21 protein-coding genes are annotated in these 24,891 nt (G+C 34.2%); 11 read left to right on the top strand and 10 right to left on the bottom strand.

What is annotated here, in order from left to right:
- The first annotated feature begins 98 nt into the window (after positions 1 to 98).
- A complete protein-coding gene (locus ABJM36_RS06360) occupies positions 99 to 563 on the top strand; it encodes a DinB family protein (protein ID WP_348450342.1) in 465 nt (154 codons plus the stop codon).
- Here ABJM36_RS06360 and ABJM36_RS06355 read toward each other — a convergent pair.
- On the bottom strand, positions 540 to 1,262 hold the full coding sequence (locus ABJM36_RS06355) for a DUF3298 and DUF4163 domain-containing protein (protein ID WP_348450340.1): 723 nt from the start codon (positions 1,260 to 1,262) through the stop codon (positions 540 to 542). The genes ABJM36_RS06360 and ABJM36_RS06355 overlap by 24 nt on opposite strands.
- A 186-nt stretch (positions 1,263 to 1,448) precedes the next feature.
- Entirely contained in the window at positions 1,449 to 2,252 is an 804-nt protein-coding gene (locus ABJM36_RS06350) for a glutamate dehydrogenase (RefSeq protein WP_348450338.1), read from the bottom strand.
- Between the two features lie 202 nt (positions 2,253 to 2,454).
- Here ABJM36_RS06350 and gdhA point away from each other — a divergent pair, with 202 nt between their 5' ends.
- From gdhA to ABJM36_RS06325, 5 genes are all read left to right on the top strand, one after another.
- Positions 2,455 to 3,798, top strand: a complete 1,344-nt coding sequence (gdhA, locus tag ABJM36_RS06345) for an NADP-specific glutamate dehydrogenase (protein ID WP_348450336.1) — start codon at positions 2,455 to 2,457, stop codon at positions 3,796 to 3,798.
- A gap of 123 nt (positions 3,799 to 3,921) precedes the next feature.
- Positions 3,922 to 4,956: an acyltransferase gene (locus tag ABJM36_RS06340; protein ID WP_348450334.1), complete on the top strand. Its 1,035-nt coding sequence runs from the start codon at positions 3,922 to 3,924 to the stop codon at positions 4,954 to 4,956.
- A 130-nt stretch (positions 4,957 to 5,086) separates the two neighbouring features.
- Positions 5,087 to 7,426, top strand: a complete 2,340-nt coding sequence (locus ABJM36_RS06335) for a two-component regulator propeller domain-containing protein (RefSeq protein WP_348450332.1) — start codon at positions 5,087 to 5,089, stop codon at positions 7,424 to 7,426.
- Positions 7,426 to 8,145, top strand: a complete 720-nt coding sequence (recO, locus tag ABJM36_RS06330; RefSeq protein ID WP_348450330.1) for a DNA repair protein RecO — start codon at positions 7,426 to 7,428, stop codon at positions 8,143 to 8,145. Before ABJM36_RS06335 ends, recO begins: the two co-directional genes overlap by 1 nt.
- 3 nt (positions 8,146 to 8,148) lie before the next feature.
- Complete coding sequence (locus ABJM36_RS06325) at positions 8,149 to 10,560, top strand: TonB-dependent receptor (RefSeq protein ID WP_348450328.1); 2,412 nt, start codon at positions 8,149 to 8,151, stop codon at positions 10,558 to 10,560.
- A gap of 52 nt (positions 10,561 to 10,612) precedes the next feature.
- Here the strand turns inward: ABJM36_RS06325 and ABJM36_RS06320 are convergent, their stop codons facing one another.
- Positions 10,613 to 13,144, bottom strand: a complete 2,532-nt coding sequence (locus ABJM36_RS06320) for a T9SS type A sorting domain-containing protein (protein ID WP_348450326.1) — start codon at positions 13,142 to 13,144, stop codon at positions 10,613 to 10,615.
- Positions 13,145 to 13,251: 107 nt separating this feature from the next.
- Between ABJM36_RS06320 and ABJM36_RS06315 the strand changes: the two genes are divergently transcribed.
- The gene (locus tag ABJM36_RS06315) at positions 13,252 to 13,725 is read left to right on the top strand and encodes a regulatory protein RecX (RefSeq protein WP_348450324.1); all 474 of its coding nucleotides are present in this window, start codon (positions 13,252 to 13,254) and stop codon (positions 13,723 to 13,725) included.
- Between the two features lie 64 nt (positions 13,726 to 13,789).
- On the opposite strand, the gene ABJM36_RS06310 is transcribed toward ABJM36_RS06315, so the two are convergent.
- The 3 genes from ABJM36_RS06310 to ABJM36_RS06300 form a co-directional block, all read right to left on the bottom strand.
- Entirely contained in the window at positions 13,790 to 14,302 is a 513-nt protein-coding gene (locus tag ABJM36_RS06310; RefSeq protein ID WP_348450322.1) for a DUF6646 family protein, read from the bottom strand.
- 211 nt (positions 14,303 to 14,513) lie between these two features.
- On the bottom strand, positions 14,514 to 15,374 hold the full coding sequence (locus tag ABJM36_RS06305) for a cupin-like domain-containing protein (protein WP_348450320.1): 861 nt from the start codon (positions 15,372 to 15,374) through the stop codon (positions 14,514 to 14,516).
- An 85-nt stretch (positions 15,375 to 15,459) separates the two neighbouring features.
- Positions 15,460 to 17,283 carry a TonB-dependent receptor gene (locus ABJM36_RS06300; RefSeq protein WP_348450318.1) on the bottom strand — a complete coding sequence of 608 codons (1,824 nt, stop codon included), beginning with the start codon at positions 17,281 to 17,283 and terminating at the stop codon, positions 15,460 to 15,462.
- Positions 17,284 to 17,355: 72 nt separating this feature from the next.
- On the opposite strand from ABJM36_RS06300, the gene ABJM36_RS06295 reads away from it, so the two are divergent.
- The gene (locus ABJM36_RS06295) at positions 17,356 to 18,837 is read left to right on the top strand and encodes a PLP-dependent aminotransferase family protein (protein ID WP_348450317.1); all 1,482 of its coding nucleotides are present in this window, start codon (positions 17,356 to 17,358) and stop codon (positions 18,835 to 18,837) included.
- Positions 18,838 to 18,881: 44 nt separating this feature from the next.
- Here the strand turns inward: ABJM36_RS06295 and ABJM36_RS06290 are convergent, their stop codons facing one another.
- Positions 18,882 to 19,310 carry a DUF2007 domain-containing protein gene (locus ABJM36_RS06290; protein WP_348450316.1) on the bottom strand — a complete coding sequence of 143 codons (429 nt, stop codon included), beginning with the start codon at positions 19,308 to 19,310 and terminating at the stop codon, positions 18,882 to 18,884.
- Positions 19,311 to 19,508: 198 nt separating this feature from the next.
- Here ABJM36_RS06290 and ABJM36_RS06285 point away from each other — a divergent pair, with 198 nt between their 5' ends.
- The 3 genes from ABJM36_RS06285 to ABJM36_RS06275 all read left to right on the top strand — a co-directional run bounded on the left by ABJM36_RS06285 (position 19,509) and on the right by ABJM36_RS06275 (position 21,054).
- Positions 19,509 to 19,946, top strand: a complete 438-nt coding sequence (locus tag ABJM36_RS06285) for a DUF3157 family protein (protein ID WP_348450315.1) — start codon at positions 19,509 to 19,511, stop codon at positions 19,944 to 19,946.
- A gap of 121 nt (positions 19,947 to 20,067) precedes the next feature.
- Positions 20,068 to 20,508 carry a translesion error-prone DNA polymerase V autoproteolytic subunit gene (gene umuD, locus ABJM36_RS06280; protein WP_348450314.1) on the top strand — a complete coding sequence of 147 codons (441 nt, stop codon included), beginning with the start codon at positions 20,068 to 20,070 and terminating at the stop codon, positions 20,506 to 20,508.
- Between the two features lie 9 nt (positions 20,509 to 20,517).
- Entirely contained in the window at positions 20,518 to 21,054 is a 537-nt protein-coding gene (locus ABJM36_RS06275; RefSeq protein ID WP_348450312.1) for an N-acetyltransferase, read from the top strand.
- 112 nt (positions 21,055 to 21,166) lie between these two features.
- Here the strand turns inward: ABJM36_RS06275 and ABJM36_RS06270 are convergent, their stop codons facing one another.
- From ABJM36_RS06270 to ABJM36_RS06260, 3 genes are all read right to left on the bottom strand, one after another.
- Positions 21,167 to 21,460, bottom strand: coding sequence for a F0F1 ATP synthase subunit epsilon (locus tag ABJM36_RS06270; protein WP_348450310.1), 294 nt, complete (start codon positions 21,458 to 21,460; stop codon positions 21,167 to 21,169).
- Positions 21,461 to 21,544: 84 nt separating this feature from the next.
- Positions 21,545 to 23,053, bottom strand: a complete 1,509-nt coding sequence (gene atpD, locus ABJM36_RS06265; protein WP_348450308.1) for a F0F1 ATP synthase subunit beta — start codon at positions 23,051 to 23,053, stop codon at positions 21,545 to 21,547.
- 169 nt (positions 23,054 to 23,222) lie between these two features.
- Positions 23,223 to 24,884, bottom strand: a complete 1,662-nt coding sequence (locus tag ABJM36_RS06260) for a G-D-S-L family lipolytic protein (protein WP_348450306.1) — start codon at positions 24,882 to 24,884, stop codon at positions 23,223 to 23,225.
- Between the last annotated feature and the right edge of the window lie 7 nt (positions 24,885 to 24,891).

The following is a 24,891-nucleotide window of genomic DNA, read 5'->3' as shown; positions in this document are numbered from 1 at the left end:
ATGTTTTTTGTTTCCCAATGGAAGGAAATCTAAATAATCTGCTTAACAAATAAAAGCATTTACGCCATAAATACTATATTTATCAAAAAAATAATAATATGCAATTTACATTTGAAGTATTAAATAATATTCGTCCGTTTTTCACAAAATATATTGAGAATAATTCGTTGGAAGACTTAAATAAAATTCCAGAAGGTTTCAATAATAATATTATTTGGAATATAGGCCACATTGTAGTTACGGCTCAATTATTGGCTTATAAATTATCGGGATTGCCAATGAAGGTTAGTGACGAATTAGTGGATAAATATCGAAAAGACAGTAAGCCAGAATCGACAGTTTCTCAGGCCGAGGTAGCTGAAATTGAAGGTTTACTTGTTTCAACATTAAAGGATCTTGAGTTGGATTATAAAAATGGCCTTTTTAAAGAATACAATACCTACACGGTATCTACAACTGGCAATACATTAACCAATATTGATGAAGCCTTGCAGTTTATTCTCCTTCATGAATCGATGCATTTAGGTTATATTTTGGCCTTAATAAGAGCCGTTAAAAGCTAAATAAGATTCTGCAGCTGCAAAAGGTACTGCAAATTCTATTATGCCACTTGAGTAGGGTGCGATTTCGTAAGTGTTGTAAAGTAAAATGACACCATCTTCGCTATACCCAATATTTTGTGGTAATTTATATGAATCGATGTCTAGCAATAAACTTTTGTCTATAGTTGCTGTGGTAAAGTACGATTTAGATAAAGTTTTAAAGGCCTCAATATTGGTAAATAAATCGCTATTTTTAAGGGGTTGTCCCGTTTTAGAATCAAAATTTAAAAAAGAAATAATCAAATTTCCATGAGCGCCACCAGTATTAATAAAACTAGTAATTGCTATGCTTATTAGTTCTGGTGATTGATACATTACTTCACCATCAATTTGTGCTTCCCACTGTTGAGCAGTTTCCGGAAAGTCTTTTTTAATGGTGTGGTATTCTTTAATAAAGGACGCAATACTTTCTTCAATTGAAGTTGTTTTAATCTCATTAGGATGTGCTAGGTGTAATTGAGAAAAGATTGTGTTGTTAATTTCGGTATTAATTTGATTAGCAACTGGTGTGTTTCCGCTAGCTTGCGGAATATTTATTTCAACAATAGTATTGTTTTTGCTAGTAATATAGGTGTCTGTAAAAATGGTTTTTTCTTCTTTTTCACAATTAAAAAGGATAAAAAAACAACTAATTAAAATGAGATATTTATGAAAGTACATGCTTAAAGTTTAATCCTTGTTTAAAGATACTTATTGCAAGTGAATTAAGGTAATAAAAAGATTAAAGTTTTTGTAAAATGTGTGGCTAAGATTAGCAAAGAGATTACCAATCCTGTATTAGCTTACTTAAGTTAAAAAATACAAAGGGGTTTATTGCTTAATGGTAATAAGCTATCGTTTAGTTTACTAATCAAGATAAAATATATAACCAACGTTTAACCATACTAACCAATCGTTAAACTTATTAGATTCCAATTGGTGATCTAACCCATCAATATTATCACCAAAGTAGTATTGCCATCTTAAATCTAGCATTAAATCTGATAGCTTAGTCAGTTTGTATCTAAAACCAACACTAGAAACTACAGACCACGTACTTCCTGGAGAGGCATCAACAGAGCCAGGATCCCAACCGGTGTAAAAGTTACTAGGGTCTGTAACATCGCCATAAGCTGCTGTATTTGGGTTGTTATAAGTGGTGCTTACTTCGGGTGTGTATGCGGTGTAATGAACTCCTAAACTAATAAAAGGTGCATACTTATAAGCAAAGCCTTGAAAATCACGAATACTTAATGGGAAAAATTCAAGTTGTGTACCAATATCTAGGTTTTCAGCCACGCCTTTATGGGCTCTTAGTTGGTCTGCTTTAATGGTTGTTCTTTCAGGAGACACCCATTTGCCTAGGTGTTCTAAATTTGTTTTGTTATATGAAATCTCATTTCTAATTTTAAAATGATCATTAAAATACGTGTCGGTAGTATAGCAATTACAATCGGCACGATATGCAAAGTTTATGTAGTGAACAACTCCAATACCAAAACCCGAATTTCCAAAATTAGTTTTAGAATCTTCACGAACACCATAGTCAGATCTAAATTGAAGTGGCCCAGCAATAACACCTAGTTCGTGAGAAAAGCCTAGTTGAGCATTTGCAGTTTGAAGAATAAAGAACAAGCAAAAAACTGAAGCTAAATGTTTCAAGTTAAGCATAAAAGGTTTGTTTTTTTTGAGGGCATTATTATAAACAAATATATAAAAACTACCAAAACAAACAAATATTAATATACTTGGGGAACTTGCTTGTTTTTTTTGTTGCGAAATTCAAAAAATAACACGTATTTTTTTGAAGATAACGTATATTTGTGCTTATATATTACTTTTTCAATAAATTAATGACATAACAATTATAAATATGAAACAAAATATAGAAGCGTTTTTAGACCTAGTTAGGGAAAGAAATGGCCATGAGCCTGAGTTTTTACAGGCCGTAGAGGAAGTTGCAGAAACAGTAATTCCTTACATTGTAAAGCATGATATTTATTATGGTAAAAATATTTTACTTCGCATGGTTGAGCCAGAACGACTAATATCATTTAGAGTATCTTGGGTAGACGATAATGGCGAGATTCAAGTAAATAGAGGTTATCGTGTTCAAATGAATTCTGCTATAGGTCCATACAAAGGTGGTTTAAGATTTCATCCTACCGTAAATGCTAGTATATTAAAATTTTTAGCTTTCGAGCAAGTCTTTAAAAACTCACTAACTACATTGCCTATGGGCGGCGGAAAAGGAGGAAGTGATTTTGATCCTAAAGGAAAATCGGATAATGAAATAATGCGGTTTTGCCATGCCTTTATGAGTGAGTTGTTTAGGTATATTGGGCCTAATACCGATGTTCCTGCAGGAGATATTGGAGTAGGAACTCGAGAGATTGGCTTTTTATTTGGGATGTATAAAAAATTAACCAATGAGTTTACAGGGGTGTTAACAGGGAAAGGTATAACATGGGGAGGCTCATTAATTAGACCAGAAGCTACAGGTTATGGTAATGTATACTTTGCTCAAAAAATGCTTGAAACTAAAAATGAAACCATCGAAGGTAAAAACGTTGTTATATCTGGTTCAGGTAATGTTGCTCAATATGCAGCCGAAAAGGTATTGCAATTAGGAGGTAAGGTTTTAACACTCTCAGATTCATCAGGTTATGTTTTTGATAAAGACGGTATTGATGCTGAAAAACTAGCCTTTATCATGGAACTTAAAAATGTAAAACGTGGCAGGATAAGTGAATACCTAGAATCTTATCCGGATGCTAAATTTGTAGAAGGTAAAACACCATGGGGTGAAAAATGCGATGTAGCTTTACCATGCGCCACCCAAAATGAATTACATGAAGACGATGCTAAAACATTGTTAAGTAATGGCTGTATTTGTGTTAGTGAAGGTGCAAATATGCCTTCAACTAAAGAGGCTATTGCTGCTTTTCATAAAGCTAAAATATTATTTGCTCCAGGAAAAGCTTCAAATGCCGGAGGGGTAGCAACATCTGGATTAGAGATGACCCAAAATTCATTGAGATTTAAATGGTCTAGAGAAGAAGTAGACAACAAACTTAAAGACATCATGTCCGATATTCATAAATCCTGTTTAGAATATGGTAAAGGTGATGATGGCTATGTTGATTATGTACGAGGTGCCAACATTGCTGGCTTTGTAAAAGTGGCAGATGCTATGTTAGCACAAGGTATCGTTTAATCAGTACCAGCATTAATAAATTGAAAGCTTCCTAATGTATTAGGGAGCTTTTTTGTTTAAATCACATAATTCTCCATAAAAGCTCGATAGTTATAAATATATTTGAAACATAAAGTTTAAGTTTTGAAAAAAATAAATAGTAATAATTTCGACTTTTTAAGAGTCGTTTTTGCATTTACAGTGTGTTTTGCTCATCTTATAGAGTTAAGCCAAGTTGAAATATTTCAAGATTATGCCAAACTTTTTAATACGCGTTTAGCTATTAATGGATTTTTTGTTATTAGTGGTTTTTTAATTGCTAAAAGCTATGAAAATAGCCATTCATTGAGGTCTTACATCATTAAAAGAGTAAAGCGGATAGTTCCGGCCTACCTATTTGTTATTTTGTTTTGTGCCTTGTTTTTTTCTGTTATTTCAACGTTTTCGGTTGGAGATTATTTTCTAAATAAACAGTTTTGGAAATACCTTTTAGCCAATTTAACTTTTCAAAATTATATCGAACCTTGTTTGCCAGGAGTTTTTGGTGGCAACACTTTGTGCGCCGTAAATGGTGCCCTTTGGACCATAAAAATTGAGGAAGCCTTTTATCTGCTGTTGCCCTTGTTTTATTGGATTACTAAATCTAAAAAAAATAAAATCCATGTTTTTGGGGTCATTGTTTATTTGCTTTCAGTCCTGTATTTTAATTACTTTCTTTCCATTGATTTGTATCGAATAGCAAAGCAACTACCAGGTGCTTTAGCCTTTTTTATGTGTGGCATTGTATTGTACAAAAATTTTAACTTTTTTATAAAATGGAAGCATCACATTATTTTACCTTGTTTGCTGCTGTTCTTTTTAGAACAATACGTGTTTAATACGCATGTTTTTAAACCAGTAGCTTATAGTTTTATGGTTTTTTATATGGCCTATAATTTTAAGTTTCTAAACCATTTTGGGAAATATGGAGACATAACTTACGGCGTTTATATTTATCATTTTCCAATTATTCAAGTAAGTGTTTTTTATGGTTTGTTTCAGGTTTATAACCCGCTTCTTGTAAGTGTCCTTATAATTTTATTGGTCGTTATTTTAGCAACTTTGTCGTGGCATTTTCTGGAATTACGCTATTTATCTAAAGGAAGAAAAGAAAGACAAAGAAAATTATTATCGAGTTAAATACGTTTAATATGCGGTCAGCTTTAAGTAATTATGCAACCAACGCATAAAATTTATGTGTTTTAAAATGTATTATTTTAAGATGAAGTTCGTTAGATGTAATATATTTGAACAATAATAAATTTCAATTTTGAGAAAAATACTTTTTATCCTTTTTTGCTTTTCACCATTCATTCAATTTGCTCAAGATTATTCCGCACTTTGGGAAGGGCATTTTTCGTATTATAATATTACACAAGTTGTAAAAGGTAATAATAAAATTTATGCGGCTTCAGGTAATGCTGTTTTTACTGTAGATGTTCAAACTAATAATATTGAAGAGCTTACAACTGTAAATGGGCTTTCGGGAGAAACTATTTCTACCATTTATTATAGCGAATTATACCAACTTTTAATAATTGGTTATGACAATGGACTTATTGAAATTGCTTTCGATAATGATGATGATGTGTTATCGATAGTAGATATTGTTGATAAGCCGGCAATTACTGCAGATAATAAAACTATAAATCACTTTAATGCTTACGATAATGTAATCTATATATCCACCAATTATGGCATTTCAATTTATGATTTAGAACGATTAGAATTTGGAGATACGTATTTTGTTGGAAATGCTGGCTCTCAAGTTGCTATATCGCAAACTTCGATTATTAACGGGTTTATTTATGCAGCTTGTTTGGATGCTGGAGGTATAAAAAAGGCCGATATTTCAAGTTCTAATTTAATAGATTATAGCAATTGGCAAAATGTAACTTCTGGCAATTTTATTGGCATACAATCTAATGAAGACAAGTTGTATGCAATACATTCTAATGGCGTGTTATATGAAATTATTAATGATACTTTAAGTCAGTTAGAAAGTTTTGATGATGTACCAACAGAAATTAAATCAAATGATTCAAATTTGGTAATTACTACGAAAAACAATGTTTTTATTTACGATACAGCTTTTAATTTAATAGCGCAAGTATCGGTAATAGAGGATTTTGATTCAGGCTTTTTATCTGCCGTTATTGATGATGATGATGTATATGTGGCGAGTACCGATTTTGGTGTTTTAAAAACGGCAATTAGCAATCCTATAGCATTCGAGGAAATTCATCCCGATGGACCATTACGAAACGATCTGTTTTCGTTAGAATATTATAATAATGATTTATGGTGTGTTTCTGGGGGTTATAACTTTTTTTTCAACTTTATTGGCGGGGATAGGGTTAGAACAGGAATTAGTCGTTTTAAAAGTAATGAGTGGTCAAATATTCAATACGATTCAATAAATAGTGCCATACCAAACCCATTGTATTTAGCTCATGCGGCTATTAACCCAACGCAGCCCAGTCAAGTGTTTGTAAGCTCGTATTCTTCTGGTTTATTAGAATTTGATGATGCCACACCTGTACAATTATTTAATGAGGATAATAGTACCTTAGTGCCATTTGCAGCAAGTTATAAGCTTACAGGAACAAGTACTTTTGATTCAAATGGTGTTTTATGGCAAATTAATGGTAGGGTTAAAGAGCCTTTAAATAAATATGAAAACGGCAGATGGACCTCCTATGATTTTACCGAAATTATCGCAGAGCCAACCGAGGAAAATGGGTTTAGTGAAGTAGCAATTGACGAGGCTACGGGAACCAAATTTTTAGGATCACATAAAAATGGTTTAGTAGGATTCAATGAAAATAACGGCAATCCAAAAATTAAAAAACTAGATGGCGAGGATCAAAATATGCCCGATCCTTATGTGACATCCATTGCAATAGATAATAGAAACCAATTATGGATTGGAACCTATAGAGGTTTGCGTGTTTTATATAATATATCTAATTTTTTTGATGATGAGAATTTAGAAGTTGATGAAATTATTATTGAAGAAGATGGTATCGCAAAAGAACTTTTATTTCAGCAGTATATAACCCAAATAAAAGTAGATGGCTCAAATAATAAATGGATAGGAACGTCTGATGCAGGTATATTTTATCTTTCTTCAGACGGCCAAAACACCATCTTTCATTTTACAACAATCAATTCGCCTTTACCATCAAATAGTATCAGTGATATTGAGTTAGATGATAAAAATGGCATAGTGTACATTGCCACAACCAAAGGTCTGCTTACCTTTAATTCGGGAGGGTCTTCTGCTTTCGAAGATTTATCAAGCGCTTATACCTATCCCAACCCAGTGCGCCCTGGTTTTGATTTTATAGAAGATAAAGTGAAAATTAAGGATATATCCGAAAATGTAAACATTAAAATTACCGATATTGAAGGAAATCTAGTCGCCGAAGCGCAATCTAGAATAAACCAAAGGTACCAAGGTTATAATTTGGAAATTGATGGAGGCACCGCCTATTGGAATGGTAAAAACTTAGCCAACAATCTGGTTGCTTCGGGGGTGTATTTAATTATGCTTTCAGATTTGGATACCTACGAAACTAAAGTTTTAAAATTAATGGTAGTTAGATAATGCTTATAACTACAAACGCCATTGTTCTATCTAAATTAAAATTTAAAGACAACGATTTAATAGTAAAATGTTACACCCAAGATATTGGCGTAGTTAGTTTTTTATTACGTGGGGTTTTAAAAAGTAAAAAAGGAAATTCTAAAGTCGCTTACTTTCAATTATTATCTCAATTAGAGATCGTTTTTACCCATAAAAACACAAGGTCCTTACAAAGTGTTAAGGAGACTAAGCTAAAGCATTTGTATTCTAGCTTACATACCCATGTGTTAAAAAGTTCTATAGTAATGTTTTTGTCTGAAGTGCTATCCAATATTTTACAGGAGGAAGAGCAAAATGAAGTCCTGTATAGTTATCTAGAAAACACCTTTTTATGGCTCGATTCGCAAGCGGAATATGCTAACTTTCATTTGTTGTTTTTATTAAAGCTCACCAAGTATTTGGGGTTCTATCCAGACACTACTAATGTAGATGCGCCATACTTTAATTTGTATGAAGGTAAGTTTGAAACTAAACCCAGCAATAAGTATGCTATTTTTGGTGAAAATTTAGTTTTATTAAAACAGTTGTTAGGCATAAAATTTGATACATTAAATAGTGTCAAAATAAATGCAAAACAAAGGCAGTCTTTTTTATGTATGATTTTACTTTATTTTGAACTACATTTGGGTGCCTTTAAGACCCCTAAATCATTAGAAGTATTTAATCAAGTTTTTAACTAAAACATGAAGTTTTTTTATTTATCCCTTCTCCTAGTATTACTTAGTTTAGGTGTCCATTCTCAAAATATAAAAGTTCTTAATGGCCAAACAAAAGAATCGCTTTTTGGGGTGGCTATTTATAACGTTGATAAAAGTAAAAGTGTCATTACCAATTTTAATGGTGAAGCCGATTTAGGGGTGTTTAACGCTACCGAAACCATTTATTTTAAGCACCTGTCGTATGTGTTAAAAACAATAACTAAAAGTCAAATTGGTACATTGCATAAAGTGTATTTAGTGTCCAATACTCAGGGTTTAGAGGAAATAGTCATTTCTGCTTCAAAATTTAAACAAAACAAAAGAGATATTCCTCAAAAAATTCTTAGTGCTGATGCTAAAAGTATTCAATTTAAAAACCCACAAACTAGTGCCGATATATTAGAAAACACAGGGCAAGTTTATGTTCAAAAAAGTCAATTGGGTGGTGGAAGCCCAATGATTAGAGGTTTTTCTACAAATAGGTTGTTAATTACCGTTGATGGGGTACGAATGAATAATGCTATTTTTAGAAGCGGTAATCTTCAAAATGTTATTGCTATCGATCCTTTTGCAATTCAAAATACCGAGGTAACCTTAGGTGCAGGTTCGGTAACTTATGGGAGCGATGCCATGGGAGGTGTTATGAGTTTTTATACCCATAAGCCTAAATTATCTTATACAGACTCTTTAATGTTTAAAGCCAATGCTGTTGTAAGGTATGCTACGGCAAGTAATGAAAAAACTGGGCATTTCGATTTTAATTTGGGCTATAAAAAATGGGCCTTTATTACTAGTGCCAGTTATACCGATTTTGGTGATTTAAGAATGGGAAGTCACGGTCCGGAAGATTATTTAAGGTCAGAGTTTGTAGCAACAACAACTACTGGCGATGTTATTATAGAAAATAGCGATCCTTTAATTCAAAAATACTCAGGTTATAATCAGTTAAATGTTATGCAGAAGGCACATTATGAGCCTTATGAAAACTTAAGTTTCGATTTGGGGTTATATTACTCAACAACGTCCAATATTCCTCGGTACGATCGTTTAATTCGTTATAAAGGCGATGAGTTACGCTCTGCGGAATGGAATTATGGTCCGCAAAATTGGTTTATGTCTAATTTAGAAGTGACTAAACTAAGTAGTAGGTCTAATCTATACGATAAAATAAAAGTTTCGGCGGCTTATCAAAATTTTCAGGAGAGTAGGATGGATAGAGATTTTCAATCAATCACACGCAGTGTTACTGAAGAAGCTGTTGATGCCTATTCCTTTAATTTAGATTTAGAAAAAAAGCTATCACCTAAAACAGAATTTTTCTATGGTGGCGAGTATATCTACAATAAAGTTAGGTCGGTTGCTGTCGATCAAGATATTTCAAATAATACCGAAGTGGATGCGGTTACAAGATATCCAAACGGCTCAAGTTGGCAATCGGCAGCTGTGTATTCTAGTGTAAAGTATAAACCAAATTCAAAGTTTGTATTGCAATCGGGTTTACGTTTTAATTATGTGGTTTCCCATGCCGATTTTACCGAAAATAATGCTTTTTTAAATTTACCTTTCGATTATGCTAATAACGAATCGGAGGCCTTAACAGGAACCGCAGGTATAACCTGGTCGCCAAGTTCCATAATACAATGGAAATTAAACGCATCTACTGCATTTAGAGCTCCAAATATTGATGATATTGGTAAAGTATTCGATTCCGAACCTGGTTCTGTAGTAGTGCCAAACAATAATTTAAAATCAGAATATGCTTATGGTGGCGAATTAGGGGTAAAACTTAACTTTAATAAGAAGTTAATTTTAGATATGGGCACCTATTACACCTATTTGGATAATGCATTGGTTAGGAAAGATTATAGCCTAAATGGCGAAACCGAAATTTTATATAATGGCGAATGGAGTAATGTACAGGCCATGCAAAATGCATCAAAAGCATGGATTTACGGCTTCGAAGTAGGTTTAAAAATGCCTATTACAAGCCAGTTAGAGTTAACATCGCAATATTCGGTAATTGGTGGAACAGAGGAAGAGAATTTGGTAGAAATACCTATACGCCATGTAGCGCCAAACTTTGGGAATACGCATCTAACATGGACGTCCAAGGATTTAAAATTAGACTTTTTTGCTAATTATAATGGCGATTTATCTTATTATGAGTTGGCACCTTCTGAAATTGAAAAGGATTATATTTATGCCTTAGATGCCAATGGAAACCCATATAGCCCGTCATGGTACACTGTTAATTTTAGAGCGCAATACCAAATAAATGAATCGGTTACTTTAACTACCAGTTTAGAAAATATAACCGACCAGCGTTACAAAACCTATTCTTCTGGAATAGCTGCTGCCGGACGTAACTTTATTATAGCTTTAAAATATAGTTTATAAAAAAATGCTCTAGCTATAAACTAGAGCATTAAACCATCTTATATGTTTTGTGTTACTTTTTAAGTGCCTTTTTAGTAATAATGGCTCCGGTAGAGAGCGTTACTTTAGCTATATAAATACTGCCTCCACTTAATTGAGAAACGTTATAGGTTTCTGAAGTTGTGTTGCCTTTAAATTCATATAATTGGCGACCTAATAAATCGAAGATGCTTACTGATGCTATATTTTTTGAAGCAGTAAATTGTACTTGATCATTATCCAATTCAACAATTTTTAAGCTGTTGGCATCAAGTTGATTTTGCTCAATGGATAAAGTAGAATCGGCTTTAAATAGAATGTCAAAACGCTCGTTAAATTCCCCAACTTCCGAAGTAAAACTATAATCAGAATCTGATAGGTTATGTACCTTATTTAGTAGATTGTCTTTTAAGTAAATGGTGTTATTGGTTAAGAAGTCACCTTCTAGTTGTGCAATTGATAATTTGTAGAGTGTTGCAACATTAATAGCAGTTTTAAACCCTAAATTAATAATTTCGTCTTCATTAATACTGTTAATGGCTTTTCCTTGAATGGCATACTTTTTACTAGTGTCTTCTATTGTAGTATACAATATTGCAGAAGACCCAGAAGATAAATTTTTCAGTGCATCAAAATACGATCCATCATCAGCATTGGAAGCTCCCTTTATATAGCCTATAAGCGTTTGATTAAACACACCATTATCTGATGTTAAATTAATCCCTAATTTATTAGCTAAGGTAGCCGTATTCTTTTTTGAGTTTTTAAAGAATTGGCCATTAGTATCTACCCCTGAAATATTACCATACACACGCATAGAGTTGTTAAAAACAACTTCTCCCTCACTTACATTATTTGCATCAGTACTAATTGGAATTGCGGAATCAGACATAGAAATAAAAAATGATTGACCAGAAGGAATATAGCGGTTTGGCATTAAGCCATCACCACCCGCCGTTTGTCCTGTGCCATTAATTATGGCGTAATCTGATGATGAAAAGTTTAATACTTCGTTACCTTGATTTGCAGCTGAATAATTAGATTTTTGTGACCATAAAAAGATGGCCCCATCAGTAAATCCGGCTCCTGAATAATCCGTTCCTGTTAAATCTTGTTCAATTAAAACGTTAGCATCTAAAAACAACTGTGCATCAATTGCTGAAGGATAAGGGTTTCCTATTAAATTCCAGTTATTATCATTGGTTGGAGCCGTATCGTTTCTATAAACAGGAACTTTAATTTCGCCATTATTAAAAGGGCCTTCAAAAGTATAAGTAATTTGATCACTTGGGAATCCAAATATAATTGAGTTTTGAGTTGATGCATATCCAACGCCTGGTTCCATTACCGTTGTTCCACTAACCCATTGCCAGTCATTACCGTCATCATCAACATCATTACCATCGATATCCAAATAATTTTCAGCATTAAACTTAAAGATTCTTGAGGCTTCAGTTTCTGCTAAACCATATTCAATTGTTTCATTTTGAACTGGGGAACTCCAATACGTATATTCATACCATACATCAGCGGGTGCATTTTCTTTTTCAACTATTATTAAACCATCATAGGTAACAGTACCTAAATCATTATTTTGTACAAAAGCACCATAAGGTCGAACAGTAATTTCTCCTCCTAAATCGACTGTTAAGTCATTTTCTACTTCTACATAATCATTATCTGCAATGATTAAAGTAGCGCCATTATTTACGGTTAAACTACATGCGCTAAAGCTACCACCATTAGTATCGGTATTGTAATTAGTACTTAAAATCGCCCCCGTTGTTAAATCTGGTGTGCCACCAACCCAAGAAGTACCATCCCACGTTACTGTTGTGGTACAGCTATCACAAGTATAACTACAAGACCCTAAAACAGGTCTATTGGCCGCTGTATTAGAATTTGTTATATACCAGTTGTTTTGATCAATAACATCAGCTAAAATTAATGCAGAACCACTTGTTATTGTGCAATTATAGCTCCCATTATCATTGTTGCCTGTATAATATATAGCATCAACCCCATCGGTTAAACCCGCTGGCACACCACTTGTAAAATTATTTGTAGCATTAGTCCAGCCTGTTGTTCCTCGAAATTGAACGGCATAAAGTAAAGTAGGAGTTAGTAAATCACCTTGAAACACAATTATTTGGTCACTTAAATCAGGGCCGCCAGCTAATGCAAAACCTTCATCTGTTTCTATAGCTGTTCCTATAGTTGATGAAAAAGGACCACCTGCAGTACCACCTGTAGCAACACCGATATCGGCGATCACCACCTCTGTGCCACATTCTAAATAGGAAGGAGCGGTCCAAGTAATTACACCTTCTGAAGGAGATGTTCTAAAATATCCAGCATTATCCCATCCTTTATCTGTAAACTTTATTTTTGTACCATTGTCTACATCTCTTAATAATACAAATGAAAATTCATCCGGATTATCAGTTATAAAACCTGTTATAGCAATATCGCCAGGTGCTAAAGTCGTCTGCCCAAACCCAAAGGAAACGGTGCAACAAAGCGCAATTATAAAAAAAAGAAGTTTTGAGGGAATAATAGATTTCATAATTTTTAAGTTAAAAACTACGCTAAGGCAAGGCTTGGTATAGTCGATTTGGTATTAATAATGTTTTATTTTTAATGTCAAACTTACAATTGCTATTTTTGATGCTTATGCACACAAAAAAAACATATACGCTACAAGAAGCTACTAGAAAACTAGAGCATTATTGCGCGTATCAAGAACGTTGTCATAAAGAAGTTAGAACAAAATTGGAGTCGCTACACATGATACCCGAAGCTATCGATGTTATTGTAGTGCATCTTTTGGAACATAACTTTCTTAATGAAGAACGTTTTGCCAAAACATTTGCAAGTGGTAAGTTCAGGATTAAGCGTTGGGGCCGCTGTCGAATTACTTTAGAATTAAAGAAAAAAGACATAAGCAAAGTTAATATAAATCAAGCACTTGCTGAAATTGAAAACACGGAGTATATCGAGGTTTTCAATAGTTTAGCCGAAAAAAAGGCGAATTCTATTACGGGGGGCGACAAATATAAAAAGAGAAAAAAATTAATCGATTATCTGCAATATAGAGGGTGGGAATCGCACTTAGTATACGAAAAGGCCAGAGAGCTTTTCGAGTAAATTCAAAAAAAAGCGGATTACGTGTAAAACATAATCCGCTTTTTTAATATTTAAAGTTTAGGTCTTATAAGTTAAAAGAAGCTCCTAAGTTTATAGTAAATTGATTGTGTAAGGTTTCGGCAGCTGTTAAAGTTTCCGATTTATATTTTGCCAAAGGGACATTTAACTCGGTATAAACACCAAAACCTTCAGTAAAGAAATAACGCGCTCCTAAGTGCCCACCAAAGTTTTTAAGGCCTAGACTTAAACCCGGGTAAAGGTCAAAATTTTCATCAATTTTAATAACGTTTCCTAAGTTAGCGTTAAAACGTGCTCTAATATCAAAGCGATCTCCAAAATCTGCATCATCTACTCCAGGGTTGTCTAATAAAGCATCATTAACACCTAAAAGGTAAGTAGAGGATATACCAAAAGATATGTTTTCTCCAATACCGTAGTCGTAGCTTACATTAATACCAGAACCATTGTCTTGTAAATTAGTACCTACTTGAAATTTGTTGTCGCCTTGTCCTTTATAAGCCTGGGCGCTTACAGCCGAAACGCTAAGAATTGTCAATAATAATATTAAATTTTTCATTTTGTCGTGTTTGTTTTTAAGTTGTAAAATGTAATGTGTACACTAAAATTTTGATTTCATCTAAAATTTCAGATGTCCTCATTTCATGATTTGAGTTATTAATTTAGGTGGGCAAATATATTACAAGTTTTTTAATTTTAAAGGCTTATTTGTAAGTTCTATCTTATTTATAGGTGGATTAAAAAGCGCTAAATAAAAGCCGTTTCAAGCCCTATAAATGCTTGTTGGTTTTTAAAATAGCTTGTTGGTTTTTCCAATCTATCCATTGCTGTCCTTTAATACGGCGCATAACATTATCGAAATTGCGCATAATTAAAATGTTGTAAATCGCCTTGCTAAAGTTTTTTGGGTTTCTGGCCAGGGCTCTTAAACTCATGGAAAATCCGGGAGTTATGTAACGCATATAATGCCAATAGCCTTCCGGCATATATAGCATTTCGCCATGTTTTAGCTCGGTTTTAAAACCTTTAGCCTTTTTAAGCATAGGCCATTTTTTAAAATCGGGATTATTAAAATCGATATCTTCTCTAGTAATTAAAGCATGCGGAATTTTATAGAGGAATTCATTTTGTGTTTGGTCGAATAAAATAACTTGCTTTTGACCTTCAAAATGAAAATGAAAAATATTAGCGAAATCAATATCGTAATGCATAAAAGTATGCGAGTCCCTACCGCCAAAAAACAGCATGGGCACCCTTTTTATAAGGTGTATGCCCAGTTTAGGAAAGGTAAAATCTTTTTGTAATTGCGGAATTTCCTTTAAGGCATTCCATAAAAAAATACGGTATTTGGTAGGTTGGCGCTTTAGTAAATCTATATAATCGCGCAGTTTCATTTTGGCATGTGGCTCGTTAAAACCGTCTTTATAATCTACCGGTCTGTCGTCGTAAAGCGGAATGGTAATATCGCCACCAATGGCTTTCATATACTCTAAATTCCATTTGCTGTATGCTGGCCAATCTTGGGTTAAACACTCTACAACCACAGGTTTTTGTGGTTTAAAATAGTGTTTTAAAAAATCCGCTTTTGTAATGGTTTTTACGCGCGGAATGTCCTGTAGGTTTAACGACAAATTATTTTTAGTTTAAGACCGCAAAGTTAACAAAACGATATTAGAACTTAAATATTAATAATTTGTCGTTTTAAAATTTATAGATTTATTTAAATTTATAGTTTAGTCCAAAAAGCACATTACTTGGAGGCATTGGTACAAAGCCTGCTTCAATATAATCGGCATTAAAAATATTGCTTGCCGTAAATGTGAATTCAAATTCCTTTAGGTTTAAGGCTATGGAGGCATCCCAAACGTTATAGGTATCGCCTGTAGTGCGTTCAGCATGTTTGTAAATAATATTCTGACTCACATTTTTAAACAATTGTGTACTTAAACGGGTTGTAAAATGGTGTTTAAGTGTGTTTAGTGAGTAACGCGATAGGTCTTTGTTATCGTTTAAAATATCGTCTTCTAAAAAATTATACCCTATAGCAAGTGTTTGGTTGTAGGTATTTAGCTTAAAATGGTATGCTGCATCTACTTCAAATCCTTTTGTGTTAACCTCGGTTATATTGGTGGCTGTATACGTGGTTTCTGTAACCCCTGTACGAACAAAATCTATTAAGTTTTTAGCATCGCGGTTGTAAACAGCTAAGGATCCAGTAAATTTTGGAGAAAAATATTTAAATCCAATTTCTTGCGAAAAAGCTTCTTCAACCTCTAAATCTGGATTACCTACAGTGCTTGAGTCATTATAATACAAATCGGTATAGGTTGGTACTCTGTAAGTGTAACCTATGTTACCGTAAGCTTTTAACTGATCGGAAATTTTGTAACCAATATCTAAACCAGGGAAGGCATAAAAATCGAAATCTGAAAAATAGGTAACCGCAACGCCTGGCGTAATATCTAATTTTTGGTTGGCTAATTTAAAAGCATGTTCTACAAACAAAGTCGTCATAAAACGGTTGCGGTTACCTAAATTATTGCTATTAATATATACTTGAGAGAGGTCGATTCCAAAACCAGTTATTCCGGCTTTCGATGTGTAGTTTCCATTAAGCTCTGCGCCAATTTTATTGGTAATATGTAAATTACGGTATACGGTTGGGTCGTTTCGTAAATATACATACCCGTCTTGGTTGCGTTTCCAATATACGCGAGGTTTAAGGCTTAGTTTTTCGGTATTAAAGGTTGTTGTAAATCCAATAAGGCTATTTTGAGTTTCTTCGTATTGCTCGGTAGCACTTTCTCTAGCATAAAATCCATTAGCACCAAATTTTCGTTCTTGAAAGGTGGCAATCATTTCTATGGCCTTTTTGTTTTTATTAAAAACACTTTTTACAAAATAATTACTGTTGTCGTAATCGGTATTATGGCGATATCCTGCCGATGTCATTTTATCTACATGAACAATATGCGACGAATTATCAAGGTCTGCACCCACGGTAACACCTGTGTTTAACTGCCCAAAAGACCCTGTTTCTGTTTTAATCGAAACCGAATTGCTTAGTTCTTTTTTTGTAATGATGTTTATTGCTCCGGTAAAGGCATTTTGTCCAAAAACACGAGCAGCAGGCCCTTTAATGATTTCAATGCGCTCAATAACCTCTAGCGGTAACGCGGCATTCATAGTGTGGTGTCCTGTTTGGGCATCGTCCATTTTTATACCATCAATAAGTAGTAAGGTTTGGTCGAAACTACCACCGCGAATGTATAAATCGGCTTGACTACCAGCGGTTCCACGGCGTCTAATATCTATTCCAGCAACCTGTTGTAGCAAATCGGCTAGGGTTGTTGAAGCACTTTTTTTAATGTCTTCGGAAGAAATAATATCTATGGTTCTAGAATTTTCTTTAAAAGGTAAATTGATTCTGGTGGAATTAATTATTACTTCTTCCAACGAATTGGTTTTTACTGGGTTTTCTTGAGTATACCCAAGAATAGAGAAACAAGTAAATGCGATTGTAGCGTAAATTGACTTCATAAAAATGATTTGTTTTTAAGGCTGCAAAAGTCGTAACTTTCCGGACGAGTATAATAGTCCAGTTTTAAAACAATGAATAGTCCGGTTAGCCATCTTCTCAAACAGTTAATCCATTTTGATAAATTAACAGCGCAGCCTGTATATATCCAAATAGCGCAGCAAGTAATCAATGCCATACAGCGGGGTTATTTAACAAAGGGGACGGTATTACCCGGAACACGTGTTTTAAGTCAGGTTTTAAAAATACATAGAAATACCGTAGTTGCCGTGTACGATGAGTTGGCTTCGCAAGGTTGGGTAAATATAATACCCAATAAAGGTACCTTTGTATTGGTGCCTGAACAAACTACCGCGAAAATAAAAGCCACCACGCAACATATAGAACAGGCTAATACATACTCTAAAACTACAGGGTTTCCTTTTCAGTCGTCTTTTAATTTAGCTTCTAATGTTAAAATCACCACGGCTAAATACAGTATAAATGAGGGCTTGCCAGATTTAAGATTGCATCCGGTACACCAATTTTCCAGATGGTATAGTGCGGTAATGAAGCGAAAATCGTTGGTTAGGAAATGGAATCAATCCTCGTATGCGATGTTCGAAACGCAGTTATGTAATTATTTAAACGCCACACGAGGATTCCATATACAACCCAATAACCTTTTAAGCACACGAAGTACAGAAATGAGTTTGTATATCGTTTCGCAGCTTTTAATAAAGCAAAATGATGTGGTTTTGGTAGGTCATTTAAGTCATTATGCCTCTAATATGATTTTTCAGCAGGCAGGGGCAAATATTAAAACAATTCCGGTCGACGAGCATGGCTTGGATGTAGATTATATAAAAACACATTTTGTAAAAGGGAGCATACGGTGTGTTTATGTTTGTGCGCACAGACATTACCCAACCACAGCAACCCTAAGTGCAGAACGACGTATAAAATTGTTAGCCTTAGCCAAAGCTTACCAATTTGCTATTATTGAGGACGATTATGATTACGATTTTCAGTTTGAAGGCTCTGCCATGTTACCTATGGCCAGTGCCGATGCTAATGGTATGGTTATTTATTTAGGAAAGTTGGGGCAATCGTTATTCCCCAGTTTTCAAGTGGGTTTTGTTGTAGCACCAGAGAACTTAGCTTCGGAAGCTAAAAACTATTTAAAATTATTAGATAAATACGGGGATGTTATACAGGAGCAAATGCTATCGGAATTAATTTCGGAAGGGGAGCTATACCGCTTACTTAAAAAGAATAGTTTGGTATATAAACAAAGACGCGATGGTTTGTGTAGGGAGTTAACACAGCATTTTCAAGATGTACTGCATTGGGAGGTGCCTTCGGGTGGATTGGCACTATGGTTACAGTTTAAATCTAAAATTTCGTTAGTTCAATTAGCCGAAGAAGCCGAAAAAAACGATTTGTATCTGCCAAACACCACGCTGTACCAAGATAAAAATACCTGCGCCATTCGATTTGGTTTTGGGCATTTTAATGAAGCTGAAATTGATCTCGTTGTTAAAAAACTAAAAATAGCTTATGATGCGGTGATTTGAATAGGTGCTAATCTATAAATGAAGAATAGGTATAATTCTGTTTATTAATTAGGAATTTCAAATTCAGTATTACAATTTTCACAACGGTAATTATCTTTAGAATAAAATGGTAGGATGGTAGTTAGAAGACTTAAAATTAGAGCGAATAAAAAGGCAAAAAAAGATTTACTTTCTTTTATTGTATAATAGAGTTTTATTTTATTGCTACTGCAATTTGGGCATTTTAAATTAGCTCCTGCGTCATCCAAAGAGTATTCACTTATAGAATTTAAGATATTTTGTGCTTCTAAAGCTTGATCCGACAAAACTTTTAGTTTCACCCCGCCTATAGCATTGCTTACCAAAGGGTCGGTATCAATAGTTAAATTATCGCATAAGAATACTTTTATCCCTTCGGCTACCAAACGTCCTTTAATAATTTGCGCTTCTGCTGTATATTGAAATTTTGCAACTGTAGTGAAGGTTTCGGCCATAATTCAAGTATAGTTTTAGTAAATATAGCCCAATAAAATTGTTGGGTCACTAGTTTGGAAGTTATTTTCTTACTTTATTATTAGAATTAATTATCTATTTTGCAACAAACTGTATTCAAACCGGACGTCTTTTTTCTAGAATTTATTGACGATTAAAATTGTATTTTTGGATGCATAGTAAATTTTATAAATCACTCCATGAAAACGTATTTTTTTATTTTCACTATTCTAATTTCATCTTTCGTATGTGCACAAAATAACCAGATTGTAAATACCGAAGATGGCAGACGTGTTTTACTTAAAGCCGATTTTACGTGGGAGTATATTGATGTGGAATCGAGTTCAACTAGCATTGAAACAGCTACAAATGAGGCTACAGGTTGTAATTTGGCTTCAGATTTTAAAGAACCTGTTTTAAATACTAAAATTCAAGCCCAATTAAAAAAAGGACGTGCTACTATAAGTCATGTAAAAGCTAAAGTTGCAAAAGATAATAACTGTGAGGTAGCAGATGTTTTGCTGGTATCGGTTTCCGAACAAAAAACGAAAGCCATGTATCATTTCTGTGCTAACGGTACGCCAGTGTACTATAAGCGTATAGGCACTACCATTATTAAAAAGAAGGATCTTTTTTAAGATTATTGTGTAAAATTAAAGGTATTATTTCAAAAATTTAAATTAAATTTAGAAGCATAAAATTAATATGATGGTTGGCTTGCAGGCCATTTTTAATGAACCCTAGGTATAAGCATAACTTATGATAGCACTAAACACGAACCCGTTAGATATTTTTTCGCCAGAATCAAGCCAGAGCTCTGGTGCACTTTTTTTCGATACAGGAATATCGGCAGGATTTCCAGCGCCAGCCGAAGATTTTAGTCAGCAACGTTTATCCTTAGATTCCGAACTGGTAAGAAATAAAGAAACGACCTTTTATGCGCGTGTAAGCGGACAATCCATGATAGGAGCAGGACTAGATGATAACGATTTATTAGTAATTGATAGAGGTTTAGAACCATCCAATAATAAAATAGCCGTGTGTTTTTTAGATGGTGAATTTACAGTAAAACGCTTAAGGGTTGATAGAGACGGGATGTGGTTACAACCCGAAAATCCTAATTATCCAATTATTAAAATTACCGACGATAACGACTTTGTTATTTGGGGCATTGTAACTAATGTTATAAAAAAGGTGTAAGCATTAAGTGTGGACATTATCTATAAAAGGGCTGAAACTGATCAAGAATTGCATCAAATTCTAGATCTTCAAAGTAAAAATATTCCAGTTTCTATATCAGAAGAAGATAAGCAAAAAGAAGGTTTTCTTACCGTAAAGCATAGTTTCGTATTACTTAAAACTATGAACGATACAACTGCGCATACTATTGCTATATGTGATAACAAAGTGGTTGGCTATGCATTATCTATGCACAAAGATTTTAAAAATGAGATTGATGTTTTAAAACCTATGTTTAGCAATATAGAAAAAAGCATTCCAAACACGCTCCAATACATTGTAATGGGGCAGATATGTATAGATAAGGCGTTCAGGAAAAAAGGTATTTTTAGAGGGTTATATTGCGAAATGAAAGCACATATGTTGCCATCCTACCAAGCTATTATAACAGAAGTCGATAAAACCAATTCTCGATCACTTAATGCGCATTTGGCCATAGGCTTTACAACGCTATATTCTTATCAGTCTAAAAATCAAGATTGGGAAATTCTGAAATGGGATTTGTAAATAAACTTTTTGAATGGGTGTTATCCTAAGTGCTATTAGGGATATTTGATTTTTAAACAAAAAAAACGCTTCAGAATTTCTGAAGCGTTTTTTTTATAAATATAATTTTAAATTAATCGGCTAAAATAATAGCTTTATTATCTTTCATTTCAAGTGTACCAGAATTAATTTTTACCGTTAATAGTTTATCATCATCCTTATGAGGAATAACTTCCGAATGTAATGCATCAAACTCTAAATGGCTTTGGGTATGCGTATGAATTTTGATAACACCCTCCTTTAATATGGCAACTATAGGGGCGTGGTTATCCAACATTTGAAATTCACCATTTACACCTGGAACGGCTACAGAATCAACTTCGCTGCTAAATAATGTGGCCTCTGGTGATACTATTTCTAAATACATATTCTCTTAGTTATTAGTTACTAGCTTCTGGTTATTTCTTGTTGAGGTTTTTTTGAAACCATCAACTAACAACCATTAACCAATTTAGGCGTCTGCTAACATTTTATCTCCAGCTTCAATAGCTTCTTCAATGGTTCCTTTAAGGTTAAACGCTGCTTCTGGTAAGTGATCTAATTCACCATCCATAATCATGTTGAAACCTTTAATAGTTTCTTTAATATCAACTAATACACCAGGAATACCTGTAAATTGCTCTGCTACGTGGAAAGGTTGAGATAGGAAACGTTGAACACGTCTAGCTCTACCAACAGCCATTTTATCTTCTTCAGATAATTCTTCCATACCAAGAATAGCAATAATATCTTGTAATTCTTTATAACGTTGTAATAACTCTTTAACTCGTTGTGCACAAGCATAATGCTCATCACCTAAAATATCAGCAGTTAAAATTCTAGAGGTAGAATCTAATGGATCTACCGCAGGATAAATACCTAACTCAGCAATTTTACGAGATAATACGGTTGTTGCATCTAAGTGAGCAAAGGTTGTAGCAGGCGCAGGATCCGTTAAATCATCCGCAGGTACGTAAACCGCTTGTACAGATGTAATAGAACCTCTTTTTGTTGAAGTAATACGTTCTTGCATGGCACCCATCTCAGTTGCTAATGTAGGTTGGTAACCTACTGCAGATGGCATACGACCTAATAATGCAGATACCTCAGAACCAGCTTGTGTAAAACGGAAGATATTATCTACGAAAAATAACACATCTTTTCCTTGTCCTTCACCAGCACCATCACGGAAATACTCAGCAATAGTTAATCCAGATAAGGCAACACGTGCACGTGCTCCAGGAGGTTCATTCATTTGTCCGAATACGAAAGTTGCTTTCGATTCTTTCATTTTAGATTTATCAACTTTAGATAAATCCCATCCACCATCTTCCATAGAATGCATAAAATCATCTCCATAACGGATAATTCCAGACTCTAACATTTCACGAAGTAAATCATTACCTTCACGAGTTCTTTCACCCACTCCAGCAAATACAGATAAACCACCGTGTCCTTTTGCAATATTATTAATTAACTCCTGAATTAATACTGTTTTACCTACACCGGCACCACCAAATAAACCAATTTTACCACCTTTTGCATAAGGCTCAATTAAATCGATTACTTTAATACCTGTAAATAAAACTTCAGTAGAAGTTGATAAATCTTCGAATTTTGGAGCTTGACGGTGAATTGGTAACCCAGCTTCTCCAGCTTTAGGTAAATCTCCAAGACCATCAATTGCATCTCCAATTACATTAAATAAACGTCCATAAACATCATCGCCAATTGGCATTTGTATAGGAGCACCTGTTGCAGTAACTTCAGTACCTCTACTTAAACCATCAGAAGAATCCATTGCAATAGTACGTACCGTATCTTCTCCAATATGAGATTGTACTTCTAGTACTAAAAGCGAACCATCTGCTCTTTTAATTTCTAATGAATCGTAAATTTTTGGAAGTTCTGTTCCAGCAGCGAATTCAACATCGATAACTGGTCCTACTATTTGTGCAACTTTACCTGTAACTTTAGACATTACTTATGTATTTAATATTATGCGTTTTAATTCTATAAAAACACTTTAAGTTTTCGCGTGCAAAGATATATTTTTTAATTTAAAATGAAAGTTGTTTTTATAGGTTTTTTGGAATATAAAAACACCTTCGGTTTGAAGGTGTTTTTAAAGTTTTTTTTTGTCGCTTTTTTTATTGTAGTAAAGGCGAGTAGTTTGTTGGGTAATGCCCTATGTTTACTAGGTTTCCTGAGGCTTCAAAATTAGTGCCATAGGTAATATCAATGGCTTTCATAAATTCGTTAGCAGCCATGGCATACCCTCTAGACGTTAAGTGAACACCATCTAAAGAAAAGGTACCACCTGTTACTAAATTAGAGGTTAGTATGAAATTTCCTGATGCTATTCCAGTGGTTGCTAGTTCAGATAATAATCCGTTGGCATCAACAAATGCTAATCCGGCAGTATTAGCGGCCGCTTCAATTGTTGCATTAAATTCATCTGTTGCCGCTTTAATCTCTGCTTGTTCGTTTGGTAATAATACCCATTTGTCAATTAATGGTAATGTAATGCCTTCAACCGAAAACTGTGCTGCCAATGCAGGTGATAAGCCATAGTCTAAAAGTGCCAAATATGAAAAATGGTTTACTTCACCTATAATAGAACTGCTAGGTAATACCAGTAAATCACTTTCATTAGCTTGTCTTGCTTGGCCATAAGCATTACCTAATAATAGGGCTACTAAAGGGGCATCTTCTGCCGATAAGCCAAGAGATTGAACAAATACGGAAAATGCTGGGTTATTACCCAATGCACCGGAAATTTGAGCTGATAAATCATCTAAAGTCTCATCGTAAATAACAACACCGTTGGCTTCTGTGTCAGAAAACATAATGGTACGAGTAGGATCTAATACCGCAAATACTTCATTTATGGCACCATAAACGGTGTTTAATAATGGAACTTGAGCTTTAAACTCATCACCAGTGTCTTCATCATTAGGATCTAAAGCACTGTAAGGTACTGTTGTAAAATGGGGAATGTCTGTTACATAAGGAATATTAGCTACAACACCTTTTGCTCCACCAGAGGTTAAAGTTGTTATTAGTGTGGATATTGCAAAATCGAAGGTGGCTTTATCAGAAATTGTACTTGATCCATCGCCACCCGAGGTAGCATACCCTAAAACATCATTGTTTCCGGCCCAAAGTGTGAAAAATGTAGGCGATTGCGCCATAGCTAATTCTAGCATACTCGCATCTGGAGTAGCACCTGTCATTCTTATAAAATAAGGATTTGCAGCTGCTGGGAAGTTTGCAATATTGCCATAACCTGGTGCAATCATATGATAGCTTCTAGCGCCAGGTACTCCCATATTATTAAAAGGTCCTGTTGGATTATTTAATAAAAAATCTGTAGTTGGTGTAACCGGTCCTATAACATCTGCCAAGTCTTTAGGCGCTCCACCAGTGGTAACTAACCTTGGTTTGAAAAGTTGATCGCCTGTAGCAGGGTTTAAAACAACATTACCTCCTAATATTAAACCTCCAAAATTGTCATTCATTAAAGGTTGATTAAAACTTCCGCCACCTATCATAGTAAATTTTTGAGCTAATATGTTTGGAAACGAGTTTTCTTGTGAAGCTTTAAACAAAGCATTATCTGAAAAACCAGCGGTAAGTGAATTACCTATGGAAACGTAAGTTGAGAAATCTGCAGATCCTGTAACTAATTCAGGTAAAATTACTACTCCTTCTGGCTCTATATTGGTGCCTTTAAGTACATCTTCTGGTTCATTACAGCCAACAAAAGCAATAAGACCAAATATTAAAGTTAAATATTTTATGTTTTTCATGTTTGTT

Origin of the sequence: Algibacter sp., assembly GCF_039977455.1 — a bacterium.
Taxonomy (GTDB): Bacteria; Bacteroidota; Bacteroidia; order Flavobacteriales; family Flavobacteriaceae; genus Algibacter_B.
This window is presented reverse-complemented; position numbering and strand designations above follow the sequence as displayed.